17 protein-coding genes are annotated in these 22,086 nt (G+C 64.0%); 12 read left to right on the top strand and 5 right to left on the bottom strand.

Annotated elements, in window-relative coordinates:
* Positions 1–373 precede the first annotated feature (373 nt).
* From K288_RS45465 to K288_RS0114060, 5 genes are all read left to right on the top strand, one after another.
* Positions 374–1,330, top strand: coding sequence for a DUF6492 family protein (locus K288_RS45465; RefSeq protein ID WP_051334529.1), 957 nt, complete (start codon positions 374–376; stop codon positions 1,328–1,330).
* Complete coding sequence (locus tag K288_RS45460; RefSeq protein WP_051334528.1) at positions 1,324–2,766, top strand: oligosaccharide flippase family protein; 1,443 nt, start codon at positions 1,324–1,326, stop codon at positions 2,764–2,766. The genes K288_RS45465 and K288_RS45460 overlap by 7 nt, the downstream gene beginning before the upstream one ends.
* Positions 2,767–2,772: 6 nt before the next feature.
* Positions 2,773–3,579 carry a class I SAM-dependent methyltransferase gene (locus K288_RS0114070; protein WP_027580140.1) on the top strand — a complete coding sequence of 269 codons (807 nt, stop codon included), beginning with the start codon at positions 2,773–2,775 and terminating at the stop codon, positions 3,577–3,579.
* A 4-nt stretch (positions 3,580–3,583) separates the two neighbouring features.
* On the top strand, positions 3,584–4,336 hold the full coding sequence (locus K288_RS0114065) for a polysaccharide deacetylase family protein (RefSeq protein ID WP_043159828.1): 753 nt from the start codon (positions 3,584–3,586) through the stop codon (positions 4,334–4,336).
* A 158-nt stretch (positions 4,337–4,494) separates the two neighbouring features.
* Positions 4,495–6,789 carry an exopolysaccharide transport family protein gene (locus K288_RS0114060; RefSeq protein WP_027580138.1) on the top strand — a complete coding sequence of 765 codons (2,295 nt, stop codon included), beginning with the start codon at positions 4,495–4,497 and terminating at the stop codon, positions 6,787–6,789.
* Positions 6,790–6,936: 147 nt separating this feature from the next.
* Here the strand turns inward: K288_RS0114060 and K288_RS0114055 are convergent, their stop codons facing one another.
* A complete protein-coding gene (locus tag K288_RS0114055) occupies positions 6,937–7,530 on the bottom strand; it encodes a DUF1080 domain-containing protein (protein WP_027580137.1) in 594 nt (197 codons plus the stop codon).
* Between the two features lie 225 nt (positions 7,531–7,755).
* On the opposite strand from K288_RS0114055, the gene K288_RS0114050 reads away from it, so the two are divergent.
* The 3 genes from K288_RS0114050 (at position 7,756) to K288_RS0114040 (ending at position 8,968) form a co-directional block, all read left to right on the top strand.
* Positions 7,756–8,220, top strand: coding sequence for a cupin domain-containing protein (locus K288_RS0114050; RefSeq protein WP_043159824.1), 465 nt, complete (start codon positions 7,756–7,758; stop codon positions 8,218–8,220).
* Between the two features lie 99 nt (positions 8,221–8,319).
* A complete protein-coding gene (locus K288_RS0114045) occupies positions 8,320–8,559 on the top strand; it encodes a DUF2171 domain-containing protein (RefSeq protein WP_027580135.1) in 240 nt (79 codons plus the stop codon).
* 67 nt (positions 8,560–8,626) lie between these two features.
* Complete coding sequence (locus K288_RS0114040) at positions 8,627–8,968, top strand: hypothetical protein (RefSeq protein WP_027580134.1); 342 nt, start codon at positions 8,627–8,629, stop codon at positions 8,966–8,968.
* Here the strand turns inward: K288_RS0114040 and K288_RS0114035 are convergent.
* Positions 8,942–12,505, bottom strand: coding sequence for an EAL domain-containing protein (locus tag K288_RS0114035; RefSeq protein ID WP_027580133.1), 3,564 nt, complete (start codon positions 12,503–12,505; stop codon positions 8,942–8,944). The genes K288_RS0114040 and K288_RS0114035 overlap by 27 nt on opposite strands.
* A 345-nt stretch (positions 12,506–12,850) precedes the next feature.
* On the opposite strand from K288_RS0114035, the gene K288_RS0114030 reads away from it, so the two are divergent.
* The 3 genes from K288_RS0114030 to K288_RS0114020 are packed head-to-tail and all read left to right on the top strand — an operon-like array spanning position 12,851 to position 16,098.
* Positions 12,851–13,903, top strand: a complete 1,053-nt coding sequence (locus K288_RS0114030) for an Ldh family oxidoreductase (RefSeq protein WP_027580132.1) — start codon at positions 12,851–12,853, stop codon at positions 13,901–13,903.
* Between the two features lie 29 nt (positions 13,904–13,932).
* Positions 13,933–15,300, top strand: a complete 1,368-nt coding sequence (locus K288_RS0114025; protein ID WP_027580131.1) for an LLM class flavin-dependent oxidoreductase — start codon at positions 13,933–13,935, stop codon at positions 15,298–15,300.
* A 12-nt stretch (positions 15,301–15,312) separates the two neighbouring features.
* Positions 15,313–16,098 (top strand): fumarylacetoacetate hydrolase family protein, encoded by a 786-nt coding sequence (locus tag K288_RS0114020; RefSeq protein WP_027580130.1) that lies wholly within the window; start codon positions 15,313–15,315, stop codon positions 16,096–16,098.
* 51 nt (positions 16,099–16,149) lie between these two features.
* On the opposite strand, the gene K288_RS0114015 is transcribed toward K288_RS0114020, so the two are convergent.
* Positions 16,150–16,629, bottom strand: coding sequence for an Lrp/AsnC family transcriptional regulator (locus tag K288_RS0114015; protein WP_027580129.1), 480 nt, complete (start codon positions 16,627–16,629; stop codon positions 16,150–16,152).
* 150 nt (positions 16,630–16,779) lie between these two features.
* Here K288_RS0114015 and K288_RS0114010 point away from each other — a divergent pair, with 150 nt between their 5' ends.
* Positions 16,780–20,202, top strand: coding sequence for an indolepyruvate ferredoxin oxidoreductase family protein (locus tag K288_RS0114010; RefSeq protein ID WP_027580128.1), 3,423 nt, complete (start codon positions 16,780–16,782; stop codon positions 20,200–20,202).
* A 21-nt stretch (positions 20,203–20,223) separates the two neighbouring features.
* On the opposite strand, the gene K288_RS0114005 is transcribed toward K288_RS0114010, so the two are convergent.
* Both K288_RS0114005 and K288_RS50535 read right to left on the bottom strand, forming a co-directional pair.
* Positions 20,224–21,723 (bottom strand): sodium:solute symporter family protein, encoded by a 1,500-nt coding sequence (locus tag K288_RS0114005; protein ID WP_027580127.1) that lies wholly within the window; start codon positions 21,721–21,723, stop codon positions 20,224–20,226.
* Positions 21,724–21,735: 12 nt separating this feature from the next.
* Complete coding sequence (locus tag K288_RS50535) at positions 21,736–21,912, bottom strand: DUF3311 domain-containing protein (RefSeq protein WP_027580126.1); 177 nt, start codon at positions 21,910–21,912, stop codon at positions 21,736–21,738.
* Positions 21,913–22,086: the final 174 nt, after the last annotated feature.

The raw sequence follows: 22,086 nt of genomic DNA, 5'->3' as shown, positions 1-22,086 counted from the left end.
TCAGCCTCTTGCCCACCGTTTCAAAAGCGGACACCGCGGACGGAACGGTTGTGCCGAAACGGACTGGCACCACAGCCGTCGTCTGATCCGTGGGCCGGATCCCGCCCGAACACCTGTATTTCCACATGCATTGATACGCGCGCCGAACGGCATCGGTGATGCGCGATTCGGCTCTGCAATATACGGGCAAGCCGCGCCGACGGATATGAAGCACGACTTCTTATGGTTACTTCGCGGCGTTAACCGCACAGCGGTGACTAGCCGCAAACAAAATTAACCAACGGGGATCGCAGCCGCGGCCAATGCGCCGGTTCGGCATCGATCTTGCTGAAAGGTCCGCCGAGGAAGAACGGCCGCCTGGAAGACGACACCCGTGAACGTGATCGCCAGAGAGATCTACGAGATGGACCCAGTTGCGTTGCTGACACCGACTTACGGGCGCGACCTGGAAATCTGCACGTTGCTGTGTGAGAGCGTGGACCGGCACGTCACCTCGTTCTCCAAGCATTATCTCCTGGTTCCCGATTGCGACCTGCCGCTGTTCGCGCCGCTTGCCGGCGAGCGTCGCGTCATCATCCCAGCCTCGACCTTCTTGCCCGACTGGCTGCGGCCGCTGCCGCGCATCATCCAGCGCCGGCGGCGTCAGTTCTGGTGGTCGCTGCGGGCCAAGCCGGTGAACGGCTGGCATGTGCAGCAGATCCTGAAGATCGCGGCCACCATCGCGCTGCCTCACCAGCGCTTTTGCATCCTGGATTCCGATATCGTGTTCTTCCGCGACTTCGACCTGACACGGTTCGAATATCCGAACGCGATCCCGATGCTGACCATGTCTGACGTGGTGACCGCCGACCAGCCACGGCATTCGCGCTGGCTCGTGACCAGCCATGAGCTGCTCGGCCTGCCGACGCCGCCGTTCCCGGCCGATGATTTCATCGGGCACATCATCTTCTGGGACAAGCGGACCACCCGCGCCCTGGCCGAGCGCATCGAGACCGTCACCGGCCTCGACTGGATAGAGGCGCTGTGCAAGACCCGCGAATTCTCCGAATACATGCTGTACGGCTATTTCGTGCAGAACGATGCGGCGGCCTCGCTGCGACACACCCAAGTCCCGAGCACGCCCTGCGTCAGCTATTGGGACGATCCGAGGCTCGGCAAGAGCGAGCTGCAGGATCTCTTGCGCCGCGCCAACAAGGACGACGTCGCCTTCTCGATCGCATCCTTCTCCGGCACGCCGGTCGAGACCATCCGCGCCGCGATCGCAGAGAGCAGCGAAATCCTTTCGCTCGCCAGCAGCGGCAAACGCGTAGAGCTCGCCGCGTCATGCTGATCGGGCAAGCCAGCATCAACCTGACCGCCAATATCCTCTCGGCGCTGCTCGGGCTGCTCAGCGTGTTCGTGTTCACGCGGCTGTTCTCGCCGCGTGATTACGGCGTCTATCTGCTCGGCATCGGCTTCGCTTCGGTGATCAGCGTGTTCCTGGTCGGCTGGTTCCGAAACCTGATCCTGAGCGGGCACGCCCGCAACGACGGCACCGACGTCCGCGCACTGGTGCTGTCAGGCTATTTGATCTGCTGCCTGACGGCACCGATCGCCTATGTGCTCGCCCGGCTCGCCGGCCTGGAAGGCACCGCGGCGTTTGCCACGGTGGTGCTCGCGGTCGCGATCGGCCTGTTCGAGCTGACGCAGGACCTGGTTCGCGCGCGGCTGATGGCGCTTTCAGTGATGAAGGCGACGCTGGTGCGCGCTGTCGCCGTGCTCGGGCTCGGCATTGTCGTCGCGCTGGTCAGCCCGAACGGCTTCTGGCTGTTGCTCTCTTCCGCCCTCGCCTATCTGCTCGCGGTGCTCGCGCAGTCGCGCACCGCCTGGCGCGGCACGCATCTCAGCTTCGATCGCACCTCGCTCATGGCAATGGCCAGGACCGGCCTGCCGCTGACGCTGTCGCTGACCTTGCTTGCAATCGCCAGCATCACCGACCGTTTCATGATCGCCAACCTTGTCGGCGCGGCCGACGCGGGTCGATATGTCGCCTCGCTCGACCTGGTCCGGCAGACGCTGATGATGCCGGCGATGAGCATGGCGGCAGCGTTCTTTCCGCTCGCCGTCCAGATCCATGCCAAGCAGGGTGACGGCGCGGTGCGCTCGCATCTCGCCGAATGCCTTGAGCTATTGCTGTCGGTTACGCTGCCGGCTTCGCTCGGCTTTGCCGTGATCTCCACCCATGTCGCCAACATCATCCTCGGCGCCGATTTCCGCGAGCTCGCCGCCGAGATCATGCCGGTGATCGCGGTCGCCGTGGTGGTCCAGATCCTGACGCAGCAATATCTGCATGCGAGCTTCCTGCTGTCAGGCCGTAACGGCTTCTATCTCGTCAACACCGCTTCGCTGATCGCGGCCAATGTGATCCTGTCCTACTTGCTGGTCAGCCACTATGGCGCGATCGGCGCGGCCTGGGCGAGGCTCGGCGCCGACATCATCGGCTTTACCTGTGCGCTGCTGCTTACCCGTTATGCCTTCCGCGTACCGCTGCCGCTCGGCCGGCTGGCGCTGGTCCTGATCGCTGCGCTCGCGATGGCGCTGGCGGTCGCGACGCTCGATCGCATCCTGCGCATTCCGGACCTCGCCGCCTGCATCGTGCTGGCGGGGGTTGGCGTCCTCACCTATGCCGCCCTGGCCTGGCTGTTCGACATCGCCCGGATTCGCGGCCGGCTGAAGCATGGCCTCACGGCGTTCAGGGCAAAATTCGCAAACAGCAACATTGGATAACAGCCGATGACCACCACCCTTACCTTCGGTCCCATCCATGCAACACTTGGCGACGTCGACGCCTCTGGGCCGGCGGTGCATCCGCAGTCGCTGCTCGACCTGCCACCGGGCGAAGCGCGCAAGAGCCTCCTCACCGTGCACAGCATTCTGGAGGCAGCGTTGCCGGCAGGCCCGCTCGCGATCTACGAGGCCGGCGGCGGCTCGACCAGCTTCCTGCCGCTCAAGGTGTTGCGCCGCAGCCATATCACCGTGGTCGACATCGATGAGGACCAGGTCAAGAACAATCAGTACGCGCAGGCAACGATCCTGGGCGACATCCAGACCTATCGTTTCGCCCCGAAAAGCTTCGATTTCATCGTCTGCTACAACGTCATCGAGCACGTGCCCGATGTCGAGGCCGCGCTCAGCGGCTTCTGCGAGGCGATCAAGCCGAACGGCTTGATCCTGATCGGCGCCCCGAATCCGATGTCGCTCTCCGGCGTGGTGACGAAGTATTCGCCGCACTGGTTCCACGTTTGGTTCTATCGCTATGTGCGCGGAGACAAGAAGGCCGGCCTGCCGGGCGAGGCGCCGTTCCCGACCCATTTCCATCCGCTGGTCACGCTGGGTAGGCTAGAAGCCTTCGCCAGGGCGCATGGCCTGCAGGTGATCTACCGCAAGGTCTATGAGAGCCCGCGCTATCCCGAGATGCGCCTGCGCAAGCCCGTGCTCGCCGCGCTAGTCGACGCCGCCGCGAAAGCCATGAACTTCTTCCTGTCCGGCAAGACCGACGTGCGGCATGGCGACTATCACGTGATCCTGCGGAAGCTGTGAGACCATGCACGCGTTGTGGTCCGAAGCGGTCGTGAAGGTCAGCCACCGGCTGGCAATGCATCTGCCGGTCGGTCGCGTCAGGCTGCGCAATGCCACGCCGATGGTCAGCTTCACCTTCGACGACCTGCCGAAGAGCGCGGTGACATCAGGCGCCGACCTGCTGGAGGCGCATGGCGCCCGCGGCACCTTCTATGTGTCGGGCGGCCTGGTCGGCATCGATACGGCGAACTGGAGATCGGGCGACGATGATGACGTGCTGTCGCTGCATCGCCGCGGCCACGAGATTGGCTGCCACACCTTTTCGCACCGGCGCACCAGCGATCTCGATGTGAATTCGCTTGCCGGCGACATCGCCTGCAACCGCAGCTACTTCGACTTGCTCGATCCGTCGATCCAGATCGAGAGCTTTGCCTATCCATTCGGCTACGGTTCGTTCGCGCACAAATATCTGCTCAAGTCCAGATTTGCGACCTGCCGCTCGATCGTGGAAGGCGTGAACTCAGGCAATGTCGACCTGCAATTCCTGCGTGCGATGCCGCTGATCGATCGCCAGATGGACCGCGATGCAATCGAGCGCGCCTTCGACGAGGCGCAAATTCATAACGGCTGGTTAATTTTCTACAGTCACGACGTTGCCAGGCAGCCAAGCCTCTATGGCTGCTCGCCGGAGCTCCTGAACCATGCGCTGGAAACGGCGGCGAAGCGCAATATTCCGGCGCTCACCATGGCGGAGGCGTTCCGATGCGCGAGCGCTTAAACGCTTTGTTTGCCTTTTCAGTGTGAATAGTCCCTCAAAGACTATGGTTAATTTTTCCTGCTGCGCTGTTGCCGCGCGGTCCGCTCTCGCGCATCGCGCAGCCCGAAGAGTAACCCCTCAGCCGATGCGTGCGGCGTTTGGAATGGAAGCTGGGGTCGATGCTTGATTACGACCAGCCGATAAACAGCCAGGCCAAAAGCCAGGGCGCCGGCGAGCCGCGCCGCAGCCAGGGCTTCAACGTGGCCGACCTGGCCGGGTTGCTGTGGCGACGCAAGGCCGCGATCGCGGCCGCTGCGCTGCTCTGTGCCTGCATCGCGGTTGCGATCGGCAAGAGCCTCACTCCGAAATACACCGCGACCGCGCAGCTCTATGTAGACCCGCGCGAATTGCAACTGGTCGAGCGCGAATTGACCCCGCGCGCGCAGGACGTTTCGGGTCTTGCGATGGTGGTCGACAGCGAGGCGCGGGTGATCACCTCCAACAGCGTGCTGTTGCAGGTCATCAAGAACACCAATCTCGACAAGGACGCTGAGTTCGGCGGCGGCGATGGCAAGAGCCTCCTCGGCTCGTTGCTCGGCCTGGTCGGGATCGAGCAGCATCCGACGGCGGAACAGCAGCACCAGGCGACGATGAGCGCGCTGGACGCCCTCGGTCGCCACATCAATGTGCGCAAGACTGACCGCACCTTCGTCGTCGACATCGACGTCTGGTCCTACGAGCCGGCGAAGGCGGCGATGCTCGCCAACGCAGTTTCGAGTGCCTATCTCGCCGAATCCAAGCAATCGCAGTCCGCGGCAGCCCGGCGCGCCACCCGGGATCTCTCGGGACGGCTGAAGGAGTTGCAGGAACGGCTGCGCAACGCCGAGAACGCCCTTGCGGTCTACAAGGCGCAGAACAATTTCGTCGGCACCCAGGACACGCTGATCGCCGACCAGCAGCTTTCCGCCAGCAACCAGCGGCTTGCCGCCGCCCGAGCACTGACGCTGGATGCGCAGGCGAAGTACGATCAGATCGAGGCCAGCCGGCGCAATGCGAGCGACCCGGGCGCGATCCCCGAGGCGCTGCAGTCGCCGACCATCGCGAACCTGCGCGCGCAATATGCCGATGCCAAGAAGCGGCAGGCCGAACTGCAGAGCGAATTGGGCCCGCGGCATCCGGCGCTCCGGCAAGTCGAGCAGCAGGTGGAAGATCTCCGCCGCACCATCAAGGAAGAGATCGATCGCTTCGCGCAGGCTGCGAAGAACGATCTGACCCGCGCCCGCGACTATGAGGCATCGCTGAACAAGGCGCTGGATGCGCAGAAGCGCCAGAGTGTGCAGATGAGCCAGGCTTCGGTCCGCCTGCGCGAGCTCGAGCGCGACGTCGAGGCCAGCCGCGACGTCTACCAATCCTTCCTCAAGCGCTCACGCGAGACGGAGGAACAGGAAAGCCTCAACACCTCGAGCGCGCGTGTCATCGGCGAAGCCACCGTGCCGCAACGGCGCACCTTCCCGCCGGCCATGAGCCTGCTCGCCATGATCGGCTTCGTGCTCGGCGGGCTCGCGGCCGCCGCCTGGATCATCGCCGCGGACCAGCTTGCGCCTGGCGCCGACCCGCTGCGGCCGAGCAAGTCGACCTCGCCCGAGAAACAGACAACCGCAACTCCAGCGAAACAGCCGGTTCTCGGCGAGCCGACGCCGCAGACGGCGGTCGGCGTCATCGAGAAGCCCGTGATCGCGCGGCTGCAGGAGTCCGACGTGATGCACACGCTGGGCGGCATCCTCACCGGCGGCCAGGTCGCCGACGTCACCCGGCTGGGCTGGCCGACACTGCGCGCGGGCTTTCCGCTGATGACCTTCCTCAACGCCATGCGCGACATACATACGACGCTCAAGAAGCGTGCGGCCACAAGCGGCGTGCCGGTCATGGCCGTGATCGGCGCGGGCTCATCCGTCGACCGCAGCGTCGCTGCGCTGAACGTCGCGCTTTCGGCCGCGCGTGACGGCGCCAAGGTGCTGATGATCGATGCCGATCATCGGAAGCGCGAATTGTCGGGCAAAGTCGCGCGGCTCGGCAATCGCGAAGCCGGCCGCCTCGGCTGGCTCAGCATCGGCAGCAAGGCCACGCGCGCCATCAACACGGCGAACGGAATTTCCATCCTGCCCGTCATCGAGGGCGGCGACGCCAGAGCGGCGGAAGCCATCCGCAAGTCGGTCGCGCAAGCGCGATCCGTCGGCGGTTACGATCTCATCATTCTCGACGGGCCGGCGATGCCGTGGAGCGCGGCGGACCGCAAGCTGCTCGATCTCGCCGACGGCCTGCTCGCCGTGCTGCCGGTCCATCTCGATATCAACGACTGCATGGAAGACATCCTCGCCGCGCTCGGTGGGGCAGAGCGCAAGCTGGTCGGCGTCATCCTGAACGAGCTCAATCCCATGGTGGAGAGCCGTCAGCAGGATAGACAATATGCGTGAGCGAATGCGTTCCCCACCTCCCCTTGAAAAGAGGAGGTCGGTTTGCGCGTAAGCGCAAAGCGGGCGGGGATCACCTCTCTCCACGAGCGGCCGCGCGCGGCTTGACCCCACCCCGCCCTCCCCCTTTCAGGGGGAGGGCGAATACCGTCACAACGGCTTGATCTGCACTTTCCGGAACTTGACCACGCCGGAGCCATATTGAAGCGCGATCGGGCCGCTCGCGTGCTTGCTGTCCTGCACGTCGACGGTCTTCTCTCCGTTGAGCACGACAACGAGATGCGGGCCCTGCGCCGTGATCTCATAGGTGTTCCACTTGCCCGCCGCCTTGGGCATCGGGTTGACCTTGCCGACATCGACGATCGCGCCGGTGCCGTAGGTCGGATCGGGTCGCTTGTCGAAGATATTGACCTCGTAGCAGACCTTGGAATCGATGGTCTTGTTGGTGTCGCAGCGGATGAAGATGCCGCTGTTGGCTTCCTCGTCGGTCCAGAACTCGGCTTTGATCTGGAAATCCTTGTAGGGAGTCTTGCTGACGAGATAGGACAGGTCCTTGCCGTCGAGCTTGTCGGCGACCAGTGCGCCGTCCTTCAACGTCCAGTTCGCCTTGCCGACCTCGTCCCAGTCGCCCTTCTTGGTGCCGTCGACCAATGTGATCCAGCCGTCCCCCTCGGCGAAAGCGAGATTGAAGGACAGAGCGGCGCCAATCAGAAGACCGGCCGCAATCGTCCACACCTGTTTCATGAAAAGCATCCTCCCGATGTCGTTTCGATTTGTGCGGGCAAACTAATCACTGCCGCGTGCGAGCGCAAATCGATTTCGATGCTGCAGTTGCGTTGTGCGGGAAGCCGCGCATCCGCCGACCACGCATGCAAGCGCGCGTCTTGCCGCGCGCCTGCGCCCCCGCATAGCATCGGCCACAACTGAGATGGACGGGCCCAAGCGTCCATTCGAAAACGGGAGGAAGTCATGATCGTCAGCGCCTGGCGTTACCTTGCAATCCCGCTGGCCCTCGCCGCCACGCTGAGCATCGGCTCCGCCGCCGAGCTCAATCCCGCCGCCGTTGTCTATAAATTGCCGGACCAGATCCCCTGGGGGCCGGTGGATGCGCGCGGCGCGCAGAATGCCGTGGTGGTCGGCGATCCCGCAAAGCCGGGCTTCTATATGGTCTACACCAAGTGGACCAAGGGCAACCATTTCAGCCGCCCGCATTTCCATCCGAACGACCGTTACATCGTGGTGTTGCAAGGCACCTGGTGGGTGGGATCGGGAACGAAATTCGATCCGGACAAGGGCACCGTGGCGATGCCCGCCGGCAGTTTCGTCACCCATTTCGGCAAGCAGGTGCATTGGGATGGCGCCAAGGACAAAGATGCCGTGCTCCTGATCATGGGCGAAGGACCGGCCACGGCGACAGCCGCGGAGGAGAAGTGACTTCGTAGGGTGGGCAAAGCGCAGCGCGCCTACCCTACGCGTACAGCAACCTTTCCCTGGCCGCCGCGTTCATCCCGTCCAACTGCACGGAGATCAACGATGGCAATCGCCGCAGAGATCAAGGAACATATGGACGTGATCTCGTCGGACCGAAAGACGGTCGGAAAGGTCGATCATCTCGAAGGAACCGACAAGATCAAACTGACCAAGCAGAGCTCGCCCGATGGACAGCACCATCATTTCATTCCGCTGTCCTGGGTCGACCATGTCGACCAGCATGTGCATCTGAACAAGACCGGCACCGAGGTGACCACGCACTGGCAGCACGGCCGGCAATAGACGGCGATGGTGCCTTTGCGCCGGCTCCGAAGGCGGCTATCATCGGGAACAGAACAGAGAACTCCCGATGCATCCGGCCGCGAAACTGCAATTTGAACGCATCGTCGACGAATACGGACGCTGGCGCGCCATTCCGGAAAGTGAACGGCCGCCGGCGCCGGCCTGGTGGTGGGGGCCGGCATTCGAACTGCGCGAATCCGCGGTGGAATTGCCGGCCGACTGGAGTACCCGATTGCGTCTTGCCAAAGGCGCGACTTACGCGGCAGGCGCTGCCGTCCTGATCAAATCGCTTGGCGGCCAGACTAATCTGCCGTGGCCTTATGATTTCTCGCGCAAGGTGAAATCGACCGATTCAGATGTGCGCGATCTGCATGTGCAGCCGTCAGATGACAGCGCGTTTCCACCCTAAATCGGACGCAGCCTGATCGTCCGCGGCATTGTCCTCCGGCTGCAGCGGCGGAGAGCCAAGCGCCGGCGCGGAGCGCAACAACTCGGCGAGCTCCCGCGGCGGCAGCGGCTTGCTGAGTCGAAAGCCCTGCATCTCGTCGCAGCCATGGTCGCGCAGGAAACGTTCCTGCTCGGCCGTCTCCACGCCCTCGGCGATCACGGTCATGCCGAGTGCCTTGCCCATGCTGATGATGGCCTGCGCGATCGCCTGGTCCTCGCTGTCCCGCGCAAGGTCGCGCACGAAGGAGCGGTCGATCTTGATGGTGTCGATCGGGAACTGCTTCATCAGCGACATCGACGAATAGCCGGTGCCGAAATCGTCGATCGCCAGGCGGATGCCGCGGCTCTGGATCGCATCCAGCACCCGGATCGCCCGCGACACGTTGCGCATCACCATGCTCTCGGTGACCTCGAGCTGCAGCAGCGCCGGCGCCATGCCGCTTGAAAGCAGCGCCTCATCGACGTCGCGCAGGAGATGCTCGTCAGCGAATTGCCGCGGCGAGAGGTTGACCGCCATCGTCACTGGCCGCAAGCCGCGGCGCTGCCAGGCCATGTTCTGCGCACAGGCCTCCTTCAGCACCCAGCGCCCGATCGGCACGATCAGCCCAATCTCCTCCGCAAGCGGGATGAACTGGGGTGGCGCGACCTGCCCGAGATCGGGATGGGTCCAGCGCAGCAGCGCTTCGACGCCGGTGATCTGGCCGCTCGCGATATCGATCTTCGGCTGGTAGAAGAGCGAGAACTGGTCGCGCTCCAGCGCGCGGCGCAGGGCGTTCTCCAGCGTCAGCCGTTCGATCGACTGCGCCTTGATCTCCCCGGAGTAGAAGCGAAAACCATTCTTGCCGTCCTCCTTGGCGAGATACATCGCCATGTCCGCGTTCTTGGTCAGCGTCTTGGCGTCGGAGCCATCGGCTGGATACATCGCAATGCCGATCGAGGCCGTGGTGTGGCATTCGTGTCCACTCAGTTGCAACGGCTGGCTGAGCGCCGACAACAGGCTCTCGGCGATCGTCTCGACGTCGGCGCGGTCGGTCTCTTCCAGGATGACGACGAATTCATCGCCGCCGAGCCGGGCGATGACATCGCTCGAACGCAAGGTCGCGCGCAGCCGGTCGGCGATCTTGACGAGCAGCAGGTCGCCGGCGTCGTGGCCAAGCGAATCGTTGATGACCTTGAAACGGTCGAGATCGATGAACAGCAGCGCGAATTGACGCTGGTGGCGGCCGGCCACCTCGATCGCGTGACGCAACAATTCGTTGAATGTTTCCCGGTTGGGCAAGCGCGTCAGGCCGTCATGGGAGGCGAGATATTCGATCCGCTCGTCGGCCCTCGCCTTCTCGTCGGCGCGATCGAAATTCTCCAGCGCGAACGAGACATTCTCGGCGAGGCGTCGCAACAGCCCGATCAGCTCCGGGCTGAAGGCGCCGATCTCGCTCGAGAGGAAGATGATGGCGCCGATCGGCTTGCCGTTCTTCAAGAGCGGAAATGCGGCGCCGGAGCGGGTGCCGGCGTCGCGCAGGACCTGAAAGAACGGGCTCGAAGCGCCGAAATCGGCGAGATAGTCGTTGCTGATGCAGGGTTTCCGGGTCCGGAACGCGATGCCGGTGAGACTCCGCCCTTCAGGATGCGTTGCGTTGACGGACAGGCGCACGTTGAACGCACGCTCCCGGTCCGGACCGGCCGAGGCGACGTTTTCCAGGTAATCGTCGCCCGGCCGCTCCAGCGCGATCGCGGTCGAGGTGAAATTGCCGCCGACGACCGCGGCCTCGCAGACCAAATGGAACAGCTCGGTCCGCGATTTCGCCCGCATGATCGCCTCGTTGGTGGCGCTGAGCGCCGCGAACATGCGTGTCAGGCGCTCCTTCTGCTCCTCGGTCCTCGCCTTCTCGTCCGCGCGTTCGAAGCTGCCGAGCGCGAACGACACGTTGTCAGCCAGACGCTGCAGCAGTTCGGCGAACTCGCTGGTAAAGGTCTCGTGTTCGGATGAGATGAACAGCATCACGCCGACCGGCTCACCGTCGACGAACAACGGAAACGCGGCGCCCGATCGCGCACCCTCGCGTTCGATGACGTCCCGGAACGCGCTGCCCGCGATGTCCTTGAGGAAGTTGTTGTTGATGCTGGCCTGCCTGGAACGGAATGCCGTCCCGCAAAGCCCGCGCCCCTCCGGAACGGCTTCGTTGATCGATACTTTGAGATTGCTGGCGTTCTCTGATGTCGGCCCTGCGGTCGCTGCCATCTCGAGATAATCGCTGCCGGGCGTGACCAGGAAGATGCTGGTCGAGTTGAACCTGGCGCCCTTGCCGGCCGCCTGGCACACCAGCTCGAACATCTCCTCTCGCGACCTGGCTCGCATGATCGCTTCGTTGGTTGCGCTGAGCGCCGCGAACATTCGCGACAACCGATCCTTCTGCCGTTCGGCCCTGGCCTTTTCATTGGCTCGTTCAAAATTGTCGAGCGCCACCGACACGTTCTCGGCGATCCGCGCCATCAGCGCGACGATCTCTTCATCCTTCGCCCACGACCTGCCGACAAAAAACAACAGGACGCCGACACTTTTGCCGAACTTGGTCAGCGGAACCGCGATGCAGGCCATGACGCCGGTGTCGCGTCCCATCTGTCGCCACGGACCGCCCGACTTGGGGATGTCGTTGTTGATGCACGGCCGCTGCGTCCGGAACGCCTGTCCGCAGACGCCCTTGCCGTAGATACTATCGGGATCGGTCGAGAAGCGGGTTTGCGTGATCAGGTCGATCGCGTCGCCGGTGCCGGCGACCGGCTCGAGCCAATGGGTGTCAGGCTCGGCGAGCAGGACCACGGCGGCAACTGATTTGCCGCTATGGACGGCGGCGTCGCAGATGCGCTGGTAGAGGTCGTGCTCGGTCTTGGCGCGAAGGATCGCTTCGTTGGTCGCGCTGATGGCGCCGAACATCTGGTTCAGGCGACGCATCGCCCGCTCGCTGCTCTTGCGCATGCGCTCGCGCTCGAGATTGTCCAGCGCAAAGGAAACATTCGCGGCCATGCGCGCCAGCAGCGACACCAGCTCGGCGCCGAGCGAGCCGACCTCGCGCCGCGTGACGAGGAAAACGCCGACGCTGCGGCCGTTGCAGATCAGCGGCATTGCCGCCGTGGCGGCAACCTCGCCGCTGCGGGCGCCATCCCGCCAGGCGAGCGAGTGCGGATCATTCAAATAGTCGTTGCTGACACAGGCCTTCTGGTCGCGGAACGCCTGTCCGCACACCCCGCTGCCCTCCGGCGTATTTGCAATGATCGAGATGTCTATGCCGCGCAGCCGCGCGATATCCTCGCCGAACCCGGCCGCAAAGCGCAGCAGGCTGGTCTCGGCATCCAGCAGGAAGACCGCCGTCGCCAGGAAGTCGCCGCTGGAAAACGCGGCCTCGCACACCTTGGTGTACAGCTCCTCCGGCGATTTGGCGTACAGGATCGCTTCGTTGGTGGCGTTCAACGCCCCGAAGGTACCCCTGATGGTCGGATCCAAGCGATCAACTCCCTGCGGCCAGTCTCGGCCGGCCCCACGGGATTTTATGCGGAGCAGAGACCTAAGTGGACGTTAGGAACAGCTATAAGTTGCGAGTCAAAGTAAATGTGGAGCGAACAAAGTCGGATAGAACCCCACAAAATTACCGGCTTGTTGGCGATTTCTTCCGTCGCAGGGCGCTGGCACCAATTTCCACGCCATGAAATCCGCCGCCGGCCAAGCCCGTGCCGGCGTCATGGCGGACCGGACATTCTGGCCTTGCTCGCCGCCCAACGCTCTGAGACCATGCGTCCGACAACAAGCAAGACCCGCCGCGTGATGTGGGCCTGAACCCGAGGAAATCCCATGCCGATCGTCCACGCCGATCGTCTCACCCACATCGGTGCGGCACTGCTGCGCGGCGCTGGCGCGTCGGAGGAGGAAGCCCGGGCGGTCGCGGTCGGCTGCGTCAACGCTAATCTCGCCGGTCATGACTCGCACGGGATCATCGCGGTCCCGACCTATATCGACCGCATCAAGGCCGGCCATATCGTGCCTGGCGCGAAATGGACCATCGTCCAGGAATCGCCGACCACGACCGTGATCGATGGCAATTGGGGTTTTGGCTTCCACGTCAATGCCAAGGCGATGGAATTGACGATAGCCAAGGCGAGGACCGCCAACGTCGCCGCCTGCACCGTGTTCCGGCAGAGCCATGTCGGGCGGCTTGCGCACTATCCCATGATGGCGATGCGCGAGGGCATGATCGGGATTGCCACCGCCGATTCCGGCCGCTCGCCAAAACATGTCGCGCCGTTCGGCGGCCGCGAGGCGCGGCTCGGCACCAACCCGATCTCGATCGCGGTGCCGTCCGAACTCGAGGCCCCGTTCTATCTGGACATGGCAACGTCGGCGGTCGCGGTCGGCAAGGTCCAGCTCGCGGTCGCGCGCGGCGAACGGATTCCGACCGGCTGGATCATCGATTCCGAAGGCCGCCACACCACCGATCCGACAGATTATCGCAAGGGCGGCGCGCTGCTGCCGCTCGGCGGCAGCGAGGGCTACAAGGGAAGCGGCCTGGCGGCAATGGTGGAAGTCCTGTGCGGCCTGCTCACCGGGCTTGGATTCGGCGTCGAGCCGACCGGGCGCCACAATGACGGATGCTTCATGGCGGTGTTCAATGTCGCCGCCTTCCGTCCATTGCAGGATTTCAAGCGCGAGGTGGCCGAGTTCGCACACTACCTGAAATCGACACCGCCCTCGGAGGGAAGTCCGGGCGTATTCTATCCCGGCGAGGTCGAATTTCTGCGCGAGCAGGAGCGCCGGAAGAACGGCATCGAGATCGAGGATGCGACCTGGGACAAGCTGCGCACCCTCGCCGGCGAGTACGGGCTGACAAAACAACTCGACCTGGCGTGAGAGACCTGGCGTGAGACAAGGATAACCGTATGACACGGCAAATGGCACTGGTCGGCTTCCTGCAGGCGCAGAACTGCACCAATCTGCCGGGCTCCTGGCGCCATCCGGAATCGCGCGACGATTCGATGTCGGCCGACTACTACCAGGAGATTGCACGGATCCTCGAGGCCGGCAAATTCCACATGGCGTTCTTCGACGACCGCCTGGCGATGCCTGACCGCTATGGCAATGATCACGCCCATACCGTCGAATACGGCATCCGCTGCGTGAAGATGGACCCCATCATCGTGCTGACCACGATGGGCATGGTCACCGAGAAACTCGGCCTCGCCTCGACCTGTTCGACCACCTATTACGAGCCGTTCGACGTCGCGCGCCGCTTCGCCACCCTCGACCTCATGACCGGCGGTCGTGCCGGCTGGAACGTGGTGACCTCGGTCAATGACGGCGAAGCGCTCAACATGGGCCGTGCGCAGCATCTCGAGCATGATTTGCGCTACGACCGCGCCGACGAATTCATGGAGGTCGTGCTCGGCCATTGGGATACCTGGGAAGACGGCGCTGTTATCATCGACAAGAAGAGCGGCCGCTTTGCCGACCCGACCAAGGTGAAGCGGCTCGATCACGACGGAAAGTTCTTCAAGTCGCGCGGACCCTTCACGGTGCCGCGTTCGCCGCAGGGCCATCCCGTCATCATCCAGGCCGGCGCTTCCGGCCGCGGCCAGCGCTTTGCCGGGCGATGGGGCGAGGTGATCTTCACTGCCGCGCGCAATCTTGCCAGCGCAAGGCAGGGCTATGAGGCGATCCGCAATGAGGCGGCAAAGGCCGGCCGCGACCCCGACCAGATGTTCCTCTGCAATCTGACGACGCCGGTCTGCGGCGCAACCAAGGCCGAGGCGGAAGACCGGATGGCCGAGATCCAGAAGCTGCCGCTGGAAATTGACGCGCTGTCGCTGCTCGCCGAGGGGCTGAATTTCGACTTTGGCGCCAAGGGCATCGACGAGCCGCTGACCACGGAGGAACTGCAGGGCATGCAAGGCATGCTCGGCATCCGCGACGGTGTACTGAAAACCTCCGGTAAGCCCAACCCGACCACGCGCGACTTCATCGCCTTCTCCGGCCGCGGCCTGGTAAAGGATGCGATCGTCGGCGGGCCGAAGGAAATCGCCGACCGGCTGGAGGAGATGTTCGTCGGACGCGGCTGCGACGGCTTTGTCATCGCGGCGAGCTACGTGCCGGGCTCCTACGCTGATTTCGTTCGTCACATCGTGCCGGAATTGCAGCGCCGCGGGCTGTTCCACCACGACTACACTGGCAAGACGCTGCGCGAGAATCTCGGCCTGGCTCGACCTGCGGCGGGCGCGTGGAAAACCCGGCCACAGGTCGCAGCAGAATAAGAAAGAAGATCGATGCGCTGGTTAAAATTCACCACCCAGGGAAAGACTTCATGGGGTCTGGTCGAGGGTGAGAGGGTCATTACTGTCGACGGCGATCCATTCGGCGAATGGCAGCGCACTGCGCGGACACATGCGCTTGGCGACGTGAAGATCGAGCTGCCGCTGATTCCGCGCACCTTCTATTGCGTCGGGCTCAACTATCTGAAGCACCTGAAGGAGGCCGCCGACAAGCGCGGCGAGATTCCGGCCGTGCCCGACCGGCCCGAGATCGGCTATCGCGCGCAGAACGCGCTGATCGCCCATGACGAGGACGTGGTGATCCCCGCGACCGCGACGGAGAAGATCCACTACGAGGGCGAGCTCGTGGTCGTCATCGGCAAGAAGGCAAAGCACCTCGATGCGGCGAACGCGATGTCCTGCGTGTTCGGCTACACCATCGGCAATGACGTCAGCGAGCGCAGTTGGCAAAAGGCCGACCGCGGGCTGTGGCGTTCCAAGAACGCCGACACCTTCAAGCCGATGGGCCCATGGATCGAAACCGATGTCGATCTCGACAACATGGAGACAGCGGTACGGGTCAACGGCAAGGAGACCAACCGCTTCCGCACCAACGACATGATCTTCGGCATCGTCCCCTTCATCGTCGAACTGACGAAGTATTTTACGCTGTGGCCGGGCGACGTGATCTGGATGGGCACCGACGGCGCCTCGCCGGACCTGAAGGCGGGCGATGTCGTCGAGATCGACATCACCGGCATCGGCACGCTCCGCAATCGGTTCGTCAAGGAGAAGCGGTAGATCGTAGGTTGTAGCGTGGGCAAAGCGAAGCGTGCCCACCCTACTTCTGCTTCATACCGCGCGCGCCCGTCTCGTATCAAACGGCAACGCGACGCCGGTCTTGATCTCCTTCAGGATCATGTTGGTGCGGACATAGCGGATGCCGGGCACGCGAAACATGAACTCGTCGAGAAACTGGTTGTAGGCGTGCATGTCGCGCACCACGACACGCAGATGATAGTCGGCGTCTCCCGTGGTCGCGAAACATTCCAGGACTTCGCTGCGTCGTTTCACCCGCGCCACGAACTCGTCGACGAATTTCGCATCGTGCCGCTCCAGCGAGACATGAAGGATCGCCGACGTCGCAAAGCCGGCGCGCTCGCGCTCCACCAGCGCCGAATAGCCCGAGATCACGCCGGACTCCTCCAGCCCACGCACGCGCCGCCAACAGGCCGAGGTCGACATGCCGACCGCCTCGGCAAGCTCCTGGTTGGTCGCGCGTCCGTTCTTCTGCAGCTCAGTGAGTATCCGTTCGTCCTGCTCTTCGATCATGAGGGCGGCTCCATTTGGTACATCCTACCAAAAATCGTGACTTCTTGCATAATCCTACCGATCTGTGACCGGCCATAGGGATGAATAGGTAACACCTGCCGGACTGCCGGGATTACCGTCGGCCGACTCGAATCCGATGCGAGGCCTGCCATGGACGCCATTCCCTCCCTCGACACCTACCAGCTCGCCGACCGCTACGAACGCGATCACGGCCGCGTCTTCCTGACGGGCACGCAGGCCATCGTCCGCATCGTGCTCGACCTGGCCAGGCGCGACCGCGCGGCCGGGCTCAACACCGCCGGCTTCATCTCCGGCTATCGCGGCTCGCCGCTCGGCGGCGTGGATCTCGAACTCTGGCGCATCGCCGATCGCCTCAAGTCGGAGCGCATCGAATTCCTGCCCGCGGTCAACGAGGACCTCGCAGCAACCGCAGTGCTCGGCTCGCAGCAGGTCGAGACCCAGCCCGATCGCAAGGTGCAGGGCGTGTTCGGCCTTTGGTACGGCAAGGGCCCGGGCGTCGACCGTTCCGGCGATGCGCTGAAACACGGCAATGCCTATGGCTCCTCGCCGCATGGCGGCGTGCTGGTCGTCGCGGGCGACGATCATGGCTGCGTCTCCTCCTCGATGCCGCACCAGTCCGACGTCGCCTTCATGAGCTGGTTCATGCCGACGCTGCATCCGGCAAGCGTCGCCGAATATCTCGAATTCGGAGAATACGGCTACGCGCTGAGCCGCTTCTCCGGCATGTGGGTCGGCTTCAAGGCGATCTCGGAGATTGTCGAATCCGGCGCCTCCGTCGTACTACGTCCGCCGCGTATCTTCCGCCCGCCCGACTTCACCCCGCCGCCCGGCGGCCTGCACTATCGCTGGCCCGATTTGCCAGGCCCGCAGATCGAGGAGCGATTGGAGGCCAAGAAGCACGCGGTCTACGCCTTTGCAAAAGCCAATCCGATCGACCGCCACATCTACGACATCCCGCACGCCACCTATGGCATCGTCACGACCGGCAAGGCGCATCTCGACCTGATGGAAGCGCTGCGCCTGATGGGCCTCGACGAGGCAGCCTGCCGCCACCTTGGCATCGACATCTACAAGGTCGGCATGGTCTGGCCGCTTGCGCTGCACGATGCGATGGAGTTCGTGAAGGGCAAGCGCGAGATCCTGGTCGTGGAGGAAAAGCGCGGCATCATCGAAAGCCAGTTCAAGGAATATTTCTACGACTATCCGGGCTCGAAGCCGGAGCGGATGGTCGGCAAGCATGACGAGAGCGGCGCGCGCCTGATCTCGTGGATCGGCGAACTGTCGCCGCGCGCGCTCGCCGACGTGCTCGCGCGGCGCCTCGACCCGATGTTTCCTGGGCTTGATCTTGGCAAGCGCGCTGCCGCGCTCGTGCCTGACGCACACCGCGTGATCACGGTCGCGGGTGCGACCCGCACACCCTATTTCTGCTCCGGCTGTCCGCACAACACCTCGACTAAGGTCCCCGAGGGATCGAAGGCGCTCGCCGGCATCGGCTGCCATTTCATGGCAAGCTGGATGGATCGCGAGACCTCGTCCCTGATCCAGATGGGCGGCGAAGGCGTCAACTGGGCAGCGTCGTCGCGCTTCACCGGCAACAAGCACATCTTCCAGAATCTCGGCGAAGGCACCTACTATCATTCCGGCTCGATGGCGATCCGCCAGGCGATCGCGGCCGGCGCCAAAATCACCTACAAGATCCTGTTCAACGATGCCGTAGCCATGACCGGCGGCCAGCCGGTCGACGGGCCCGTGAGCGTGCATGCCATCGCCCACAGCGTCCGGGCCGAAGGCGTGTCGCGGATCGCGCTGGTCTCGGACGATCCCTCGCAGTTTGCGCCCGCCGACTTCCCGATCGGCGTCACCATCCATCCGCGCGAGGAAATGGACGCCGTGCAGCGCGAGCTGCGCGACATTCCCGGTGTCTCCGTGCTGATCTACCAGCAGACCTGCGCCACCGAAAAACGCCGTCGGCGCAAGCGCGGCCAGATCGAGGACCCGCCCCGCTTCGCCTATATCAACGAACTCGTCTGCGAAGGCTGCGGCGACTGCTCGGTGGAATCGAACTGCCTCAGCGTCGAGCCGAAGGAAACGCCGTTCGGCCGCAAGCGCCGCATCAATCTCTCGACTTGCAACAAGGACTTCTCCTGCCTCAACGGCTTCTGCCCGAGCTTTGTCACGATCGAAGGCGGCAAGCGCCGCGCGAAGCCTGCTAGCAGCATCGATCCGCAGGCGCGTGCCGCAATGCTGCCGCTGCCGACGCTTGCACCGCTCGATCGTCCCTATGATCTGCTGGTGACCGGCGTCGGCGGCACCGGTGTCATCACGGTGGGCGCGCTGATCAGCATGGCCGCGCATCTCGAACGCCGCGGCGTCTCGGTGCTCGATTTCACCGGCTTTGCGCAGAAATTCGGCCCGGTGCTGAGCTATATCCGCATCGCGCCAAGCCCGGACGAGTTGCACCAGGTCCGCATCGACCAGGGCGCGGCCGATGCGCTGATCGGCTGCGATGTCGTCGTCAGCTCCTCGGCCAAGGCATCAGGCACCTATCGGAAGGGCATGCGCGCCGCACTCAACAGTGCGGAGATGCCGACCGGCGACGTCGTGCGCTTCCGCGATGCGGACCTTGCCGCATCGGCCCGTCTGCACGCCATCGAGAACGTTATCGGCTGCGGTCAGCTCAGCGCGATCGATGCGAATGCGCTGGCCGAGCGGCTGCTCGGCGACACCGTCCATGCCAATATCATCATGCTCGGCTTCGCCTGGCAGCAGGGACTGGTCCCGGTCTCGCTGAACGCGCTGCTCCGCGCCATCGAGCTCAACGGTGTCGCCGTCGAGCGCAACAAGCGGGCCTTTGCCTGGGGACGCATCGCCAGCGCCGATCCGGACTTCCTGCCCGGAGCGGATAAAGCGAGGGCGATCGAAGCGGAAGCGCTCGATCAGGTGATTGCGCGCCGTACCGACTTTCTGACGGCCTACCAGGATGCAACCTACGCAGCGCGCTACCGGAAGACGGTGAAGCGTGTGCGTGACGCGGAGGCTGCGCTCGGAACCGAGGCGCTGACGGACGCCGTCGCGCGCGCCTTGTTCAGGCTGATGGCCTACAAGGATGAGTACGAGGTGGCACGGCTGCATATGGAGACCGGCTTCCTTGACGAACTGCGCCAGCAGTTCGAAGGCGATTTCTCGGTGAGATATCATCTGGCGCCGCCGTTCCTGCCGGCGAAGAAGGACGCGCGCGGCCGGCCGCGCAAGCGCAGCTTCGGCCCATGGATCAGAACGCCGCTGAAGCTCCTCGCGCGCCTGAAGACGCTGCGTGGCACGCCGTTCGACGTCTTCGGCTACACCGCCGAACGCCGGGCGGAGCGCGACCTCATCGCCTGGTATGAGGGACTGATCGATGCAATGCTCGGCGGGCTCGATGCGCGGCGGGTGACCGACATCCTCGCGATCGCCAGAGCGCCGATGGAAATCCGCGGCTACGGTCCGGTGAAGGACGCTGCGATCGCCAAGGTGAAGGCGGAGGTCGCGCGCCTGTCGGCGCAGCTCGCATGAGCTGCGCCGAGCGAGGTGGCGTCAGGATCGCGCCGGGGCGTCGCGTTGAGCCGCCGGTGACAGCCAGGTAACGATCACCGTCGCGACCGCCGCAACGGCGACGTTGAGGATCAGCGCGCCGAGCCCGACATAGAAGGTGTAGCTGTCGCCGCCGAAGCTGATCGTCGCCAGCGGCTTCAACCCGTTGCTCCACGCGGTCCACGATCCCCAACCGATGCCGGCGGCCCAGCCGAGCAGCAGGCCCTCGGCGCGGAACCAGCGCGTGAACAGACTGAACACCAGCGAAGGCAGGATCTGCATGATCCAAAGGCCGCCGAGCAGTTGCAGGTCGAGCGCATATTGCGTCGGCAGGAACAGGATGAAGGCCAATGCTCCGACCTTCACCACCAGCGAAGCGATCTTCGCCACCGATGCTTCGCCGGCATGGGTGATGTCTGGATTGACGTAGGACTTCCAGATATTGCGCGTGAAGAGGTTGGCGGCGCCGATGCTCATCACGGCCGCCGGCACCAGCGCGCCGATCGCGATCGCCGAGAAGGCGAAGCCGGCAAACCAGGACGGGAACAGCGCCTTGAACAGCATCGGCACGACGTCGTTCGGCGAGGATACCTGGATGTGCGCCGCATGGGCCATATAGCCGAGCAGCGCGATCAAGCCGAGCAGCAGCGTATAGGCCGGCAGCAGGATCGCATTCTTGCGGATCGTGTCGGCCGACTTCGAGGCGAAGACGCCGGTCAGCGTGTGCGGATACATGAAGGCCGCGAGCGCCGAGCCGAGCGCGAGCGTCGCATAGGCCAGCATCTGCGATGGCTTCAGGATCAGGCCGGTGGCGCCGCCTTTCGCCGTGAAGGCATCATTCGCGGCGGCGAAAACTGCGCCATAGCCGCCGAGCTTCGCCGGCACCACCACGACCGCCACCAGCACGACGATATAGATCATCACGTCCTTGACGAAGGCGATCAGCGCCGGCGCGCGCAGGCCGGAACTATAGGTATAGAGCGCAAGGATGACGAAGGCCGCGACGAGCGGCAGTTCGCCGCTCAAACCCATCGCCTTGATCACGACGCCCATGCCGATCAATTGCAGCGCGATATAGGGCATCGTCGCGACGATGCCGGTGAGCGCGACCACGAGTTCGAGCGCCCGCGAGTCATGGGTGCCGTGCACGACGTCGGCAGCGGTGACGTAGCCCTTGGCATGCGCCACCTTCCACAACAGAGGCATCACCGCGAACACGAAGGGATAGACGATGATGGTGTAGGGCAGCGCGAAGAAGCCGTAGGCGCCGACCGCATAGACCAGCGCGGGCACGGCGATGATCGTGTAGGCGGTGTAGAAGTCGCCGCCGACGAGGAACCAGGTGACCCAGGTGCCGAATTGGCGGCCGCCCAGGCCCCATTCATCGAGATGCTCGCTGACGTCGCCGGATTTCCAGCGCGCCGCCATAAAGCCCATGACAGTGACGAGTGCAAAGAAGAAAGCGAAGACGGAAAGCGGAATCCATTCGATCTGATCAGCCATGACGCGCTTTCCTCAGGCTTCGTCAGGCTTGCGGCTGCGATACACCAGCCAGATCAGGAATGAAGTGATTGGCACCCAGGCGAGCTGATACCAGTAGAAGAAGGGAAAGCCGAACAGCGACGGTTCCATAAAGTTATAGAAGGGCACCCACAACAGGCCGACGAACGGCAGCAGCAACAACATCCACATCCGGGACTTTATCTCCAGGCTCGCCGGCGACCACGCACCGGCTCGTGACTGGGAACGCTGTAACCAGTGGATCGTTGCTGAACCAAGCACATTTCAGCATTGCTGCGTTGCGCGAGTGGGCCTGAGCGCTCGTAGCCCAGGTGAAGCGTCCGGGAAATCTTTGCGCCGCGGGGA

It is taken from the genome of Bradyrhizobium sp. Ai1a-2 (genome assembly GCF_000426245.1).
Classification (GTDB): domain Bacteria; phylum Pseudomonadota; class Alphaproteobacteria; order Rhizobiales; family Xanthobacteraceae; genus Bradyrhizobium.
The sequence above is the reverse complement of the archived record's forward strand: the minus strand, read 5'-3'. Positions and strand labels throughout refer to the sequence as shown.

Excerpts from the sequence above, each read along its gene's own strand:
- K288_RS0114005 (WP_027580127.1), bottom strand. The coding sequence starts at position 21,723 with ATGGCTGATCAGATCGAATGGATTCCGCTTTCCGTCTTCGCTTTCTTC.
- K288_RS0114015 (WP_027580129.1), bottom strand. The coding sequence starts at position 16,629 with ATGATCGAAGAGCAGGACGAACGGATACTCACTGAGCTGCAGAAGAAC.
- K288_RS0114040 (WP_027580134.1), top strand. The coding sequence starts at position 8,627 with ATGCATCCGGCCGCGAAACTGCAATTTGAACGCATCGTCGACGAATAC.
- K288_RS0114030 (WP_027580132.1), top strand. The coding sequence starts at position 12,851 with ATGCCGATCGTCCACGCCGATCGTCTCACCCACATCGGTGCGGCACTG.
- K288_RS0114060 (WP_027580138.1), top strand. The coding sequence starts at position 4,495 with ATGCTTGATTACGACCAGCCGATAAACAGCCAGGCCAAAAGCCAGGGC.
- K288_RS0114070 (WP_027580140.1), top strand. The coding sequence starts at position 2,773 with ATGACCACCACCCTTACCTTCGGTCCCATCCATGCAACACTTGGCGAC.
- K288_RS50535 (WP_027580126.1), bottom strand. The coding sequence starts at position 21,912 with ATGTGGATGTTGTTGCTGCTGCCGTTCGTCGGCCTGTTGTGGGTGCCC.
- K288_RS0114050 (WP_043159824.1), top strand. The coding sequence starts at position 7,756 with ATGATCGTCAGCGCCTGGCGTTACCTTGCAATCCCGCTGGCCCTCGCC.
- K288_RS0114010 (WP_027580128.1), top strand. The coding sequence starts at position 16,780 with ATGGACGCCATTCCCTCCCTCGACACCTACCAGCTCGCCGACCGCTAC.
- K288_RS0114045 (WP_027580135.1), top strand. The coding sequence starts at position 8,320 with ATGGCAATCGCCGCAGAGATCAAGGAACATATGGACGTGATCTCGTCG.
- K288_RS0114055 (WP_027580137.1), bottom strand. The coding sequence starts at position 7,530 with ATGAAACAGGTGTGGACGATTGCGGCCGGTCTTCTGATTGGCGCCGCT.
- K288_RS45460 (WP_051334528.1), top strand. The coding sequence starts at position 1,324 with ATGCTGATCGGGCAAGCCAGCATCAACCTGACCGCCAATATCCTCTCG.
- K288_RS0114025 (WP_027580131.1), top strand. The coding sequence starts at position 13,933 with ATGACACGGCAAATGGCACTGGTCGGCTTCCTGCAGGCGCAGAACTGC.
- K288_RS0114020 (WP_027580130.1), top strand. The coding sequence starts at position 15,313 with ATGCGCTGGTTAAAATTCACCACCCAGGGAAAGACTTCATGGGGTCTG.
- K288_RS0114065 (WP_043159828.1), top strand. The coding sequence starts at position 3,584 with ATGCACGCGTTGTGGTCCGAAGCGGTCGTGAAGGTCAGCCACCGGCTG.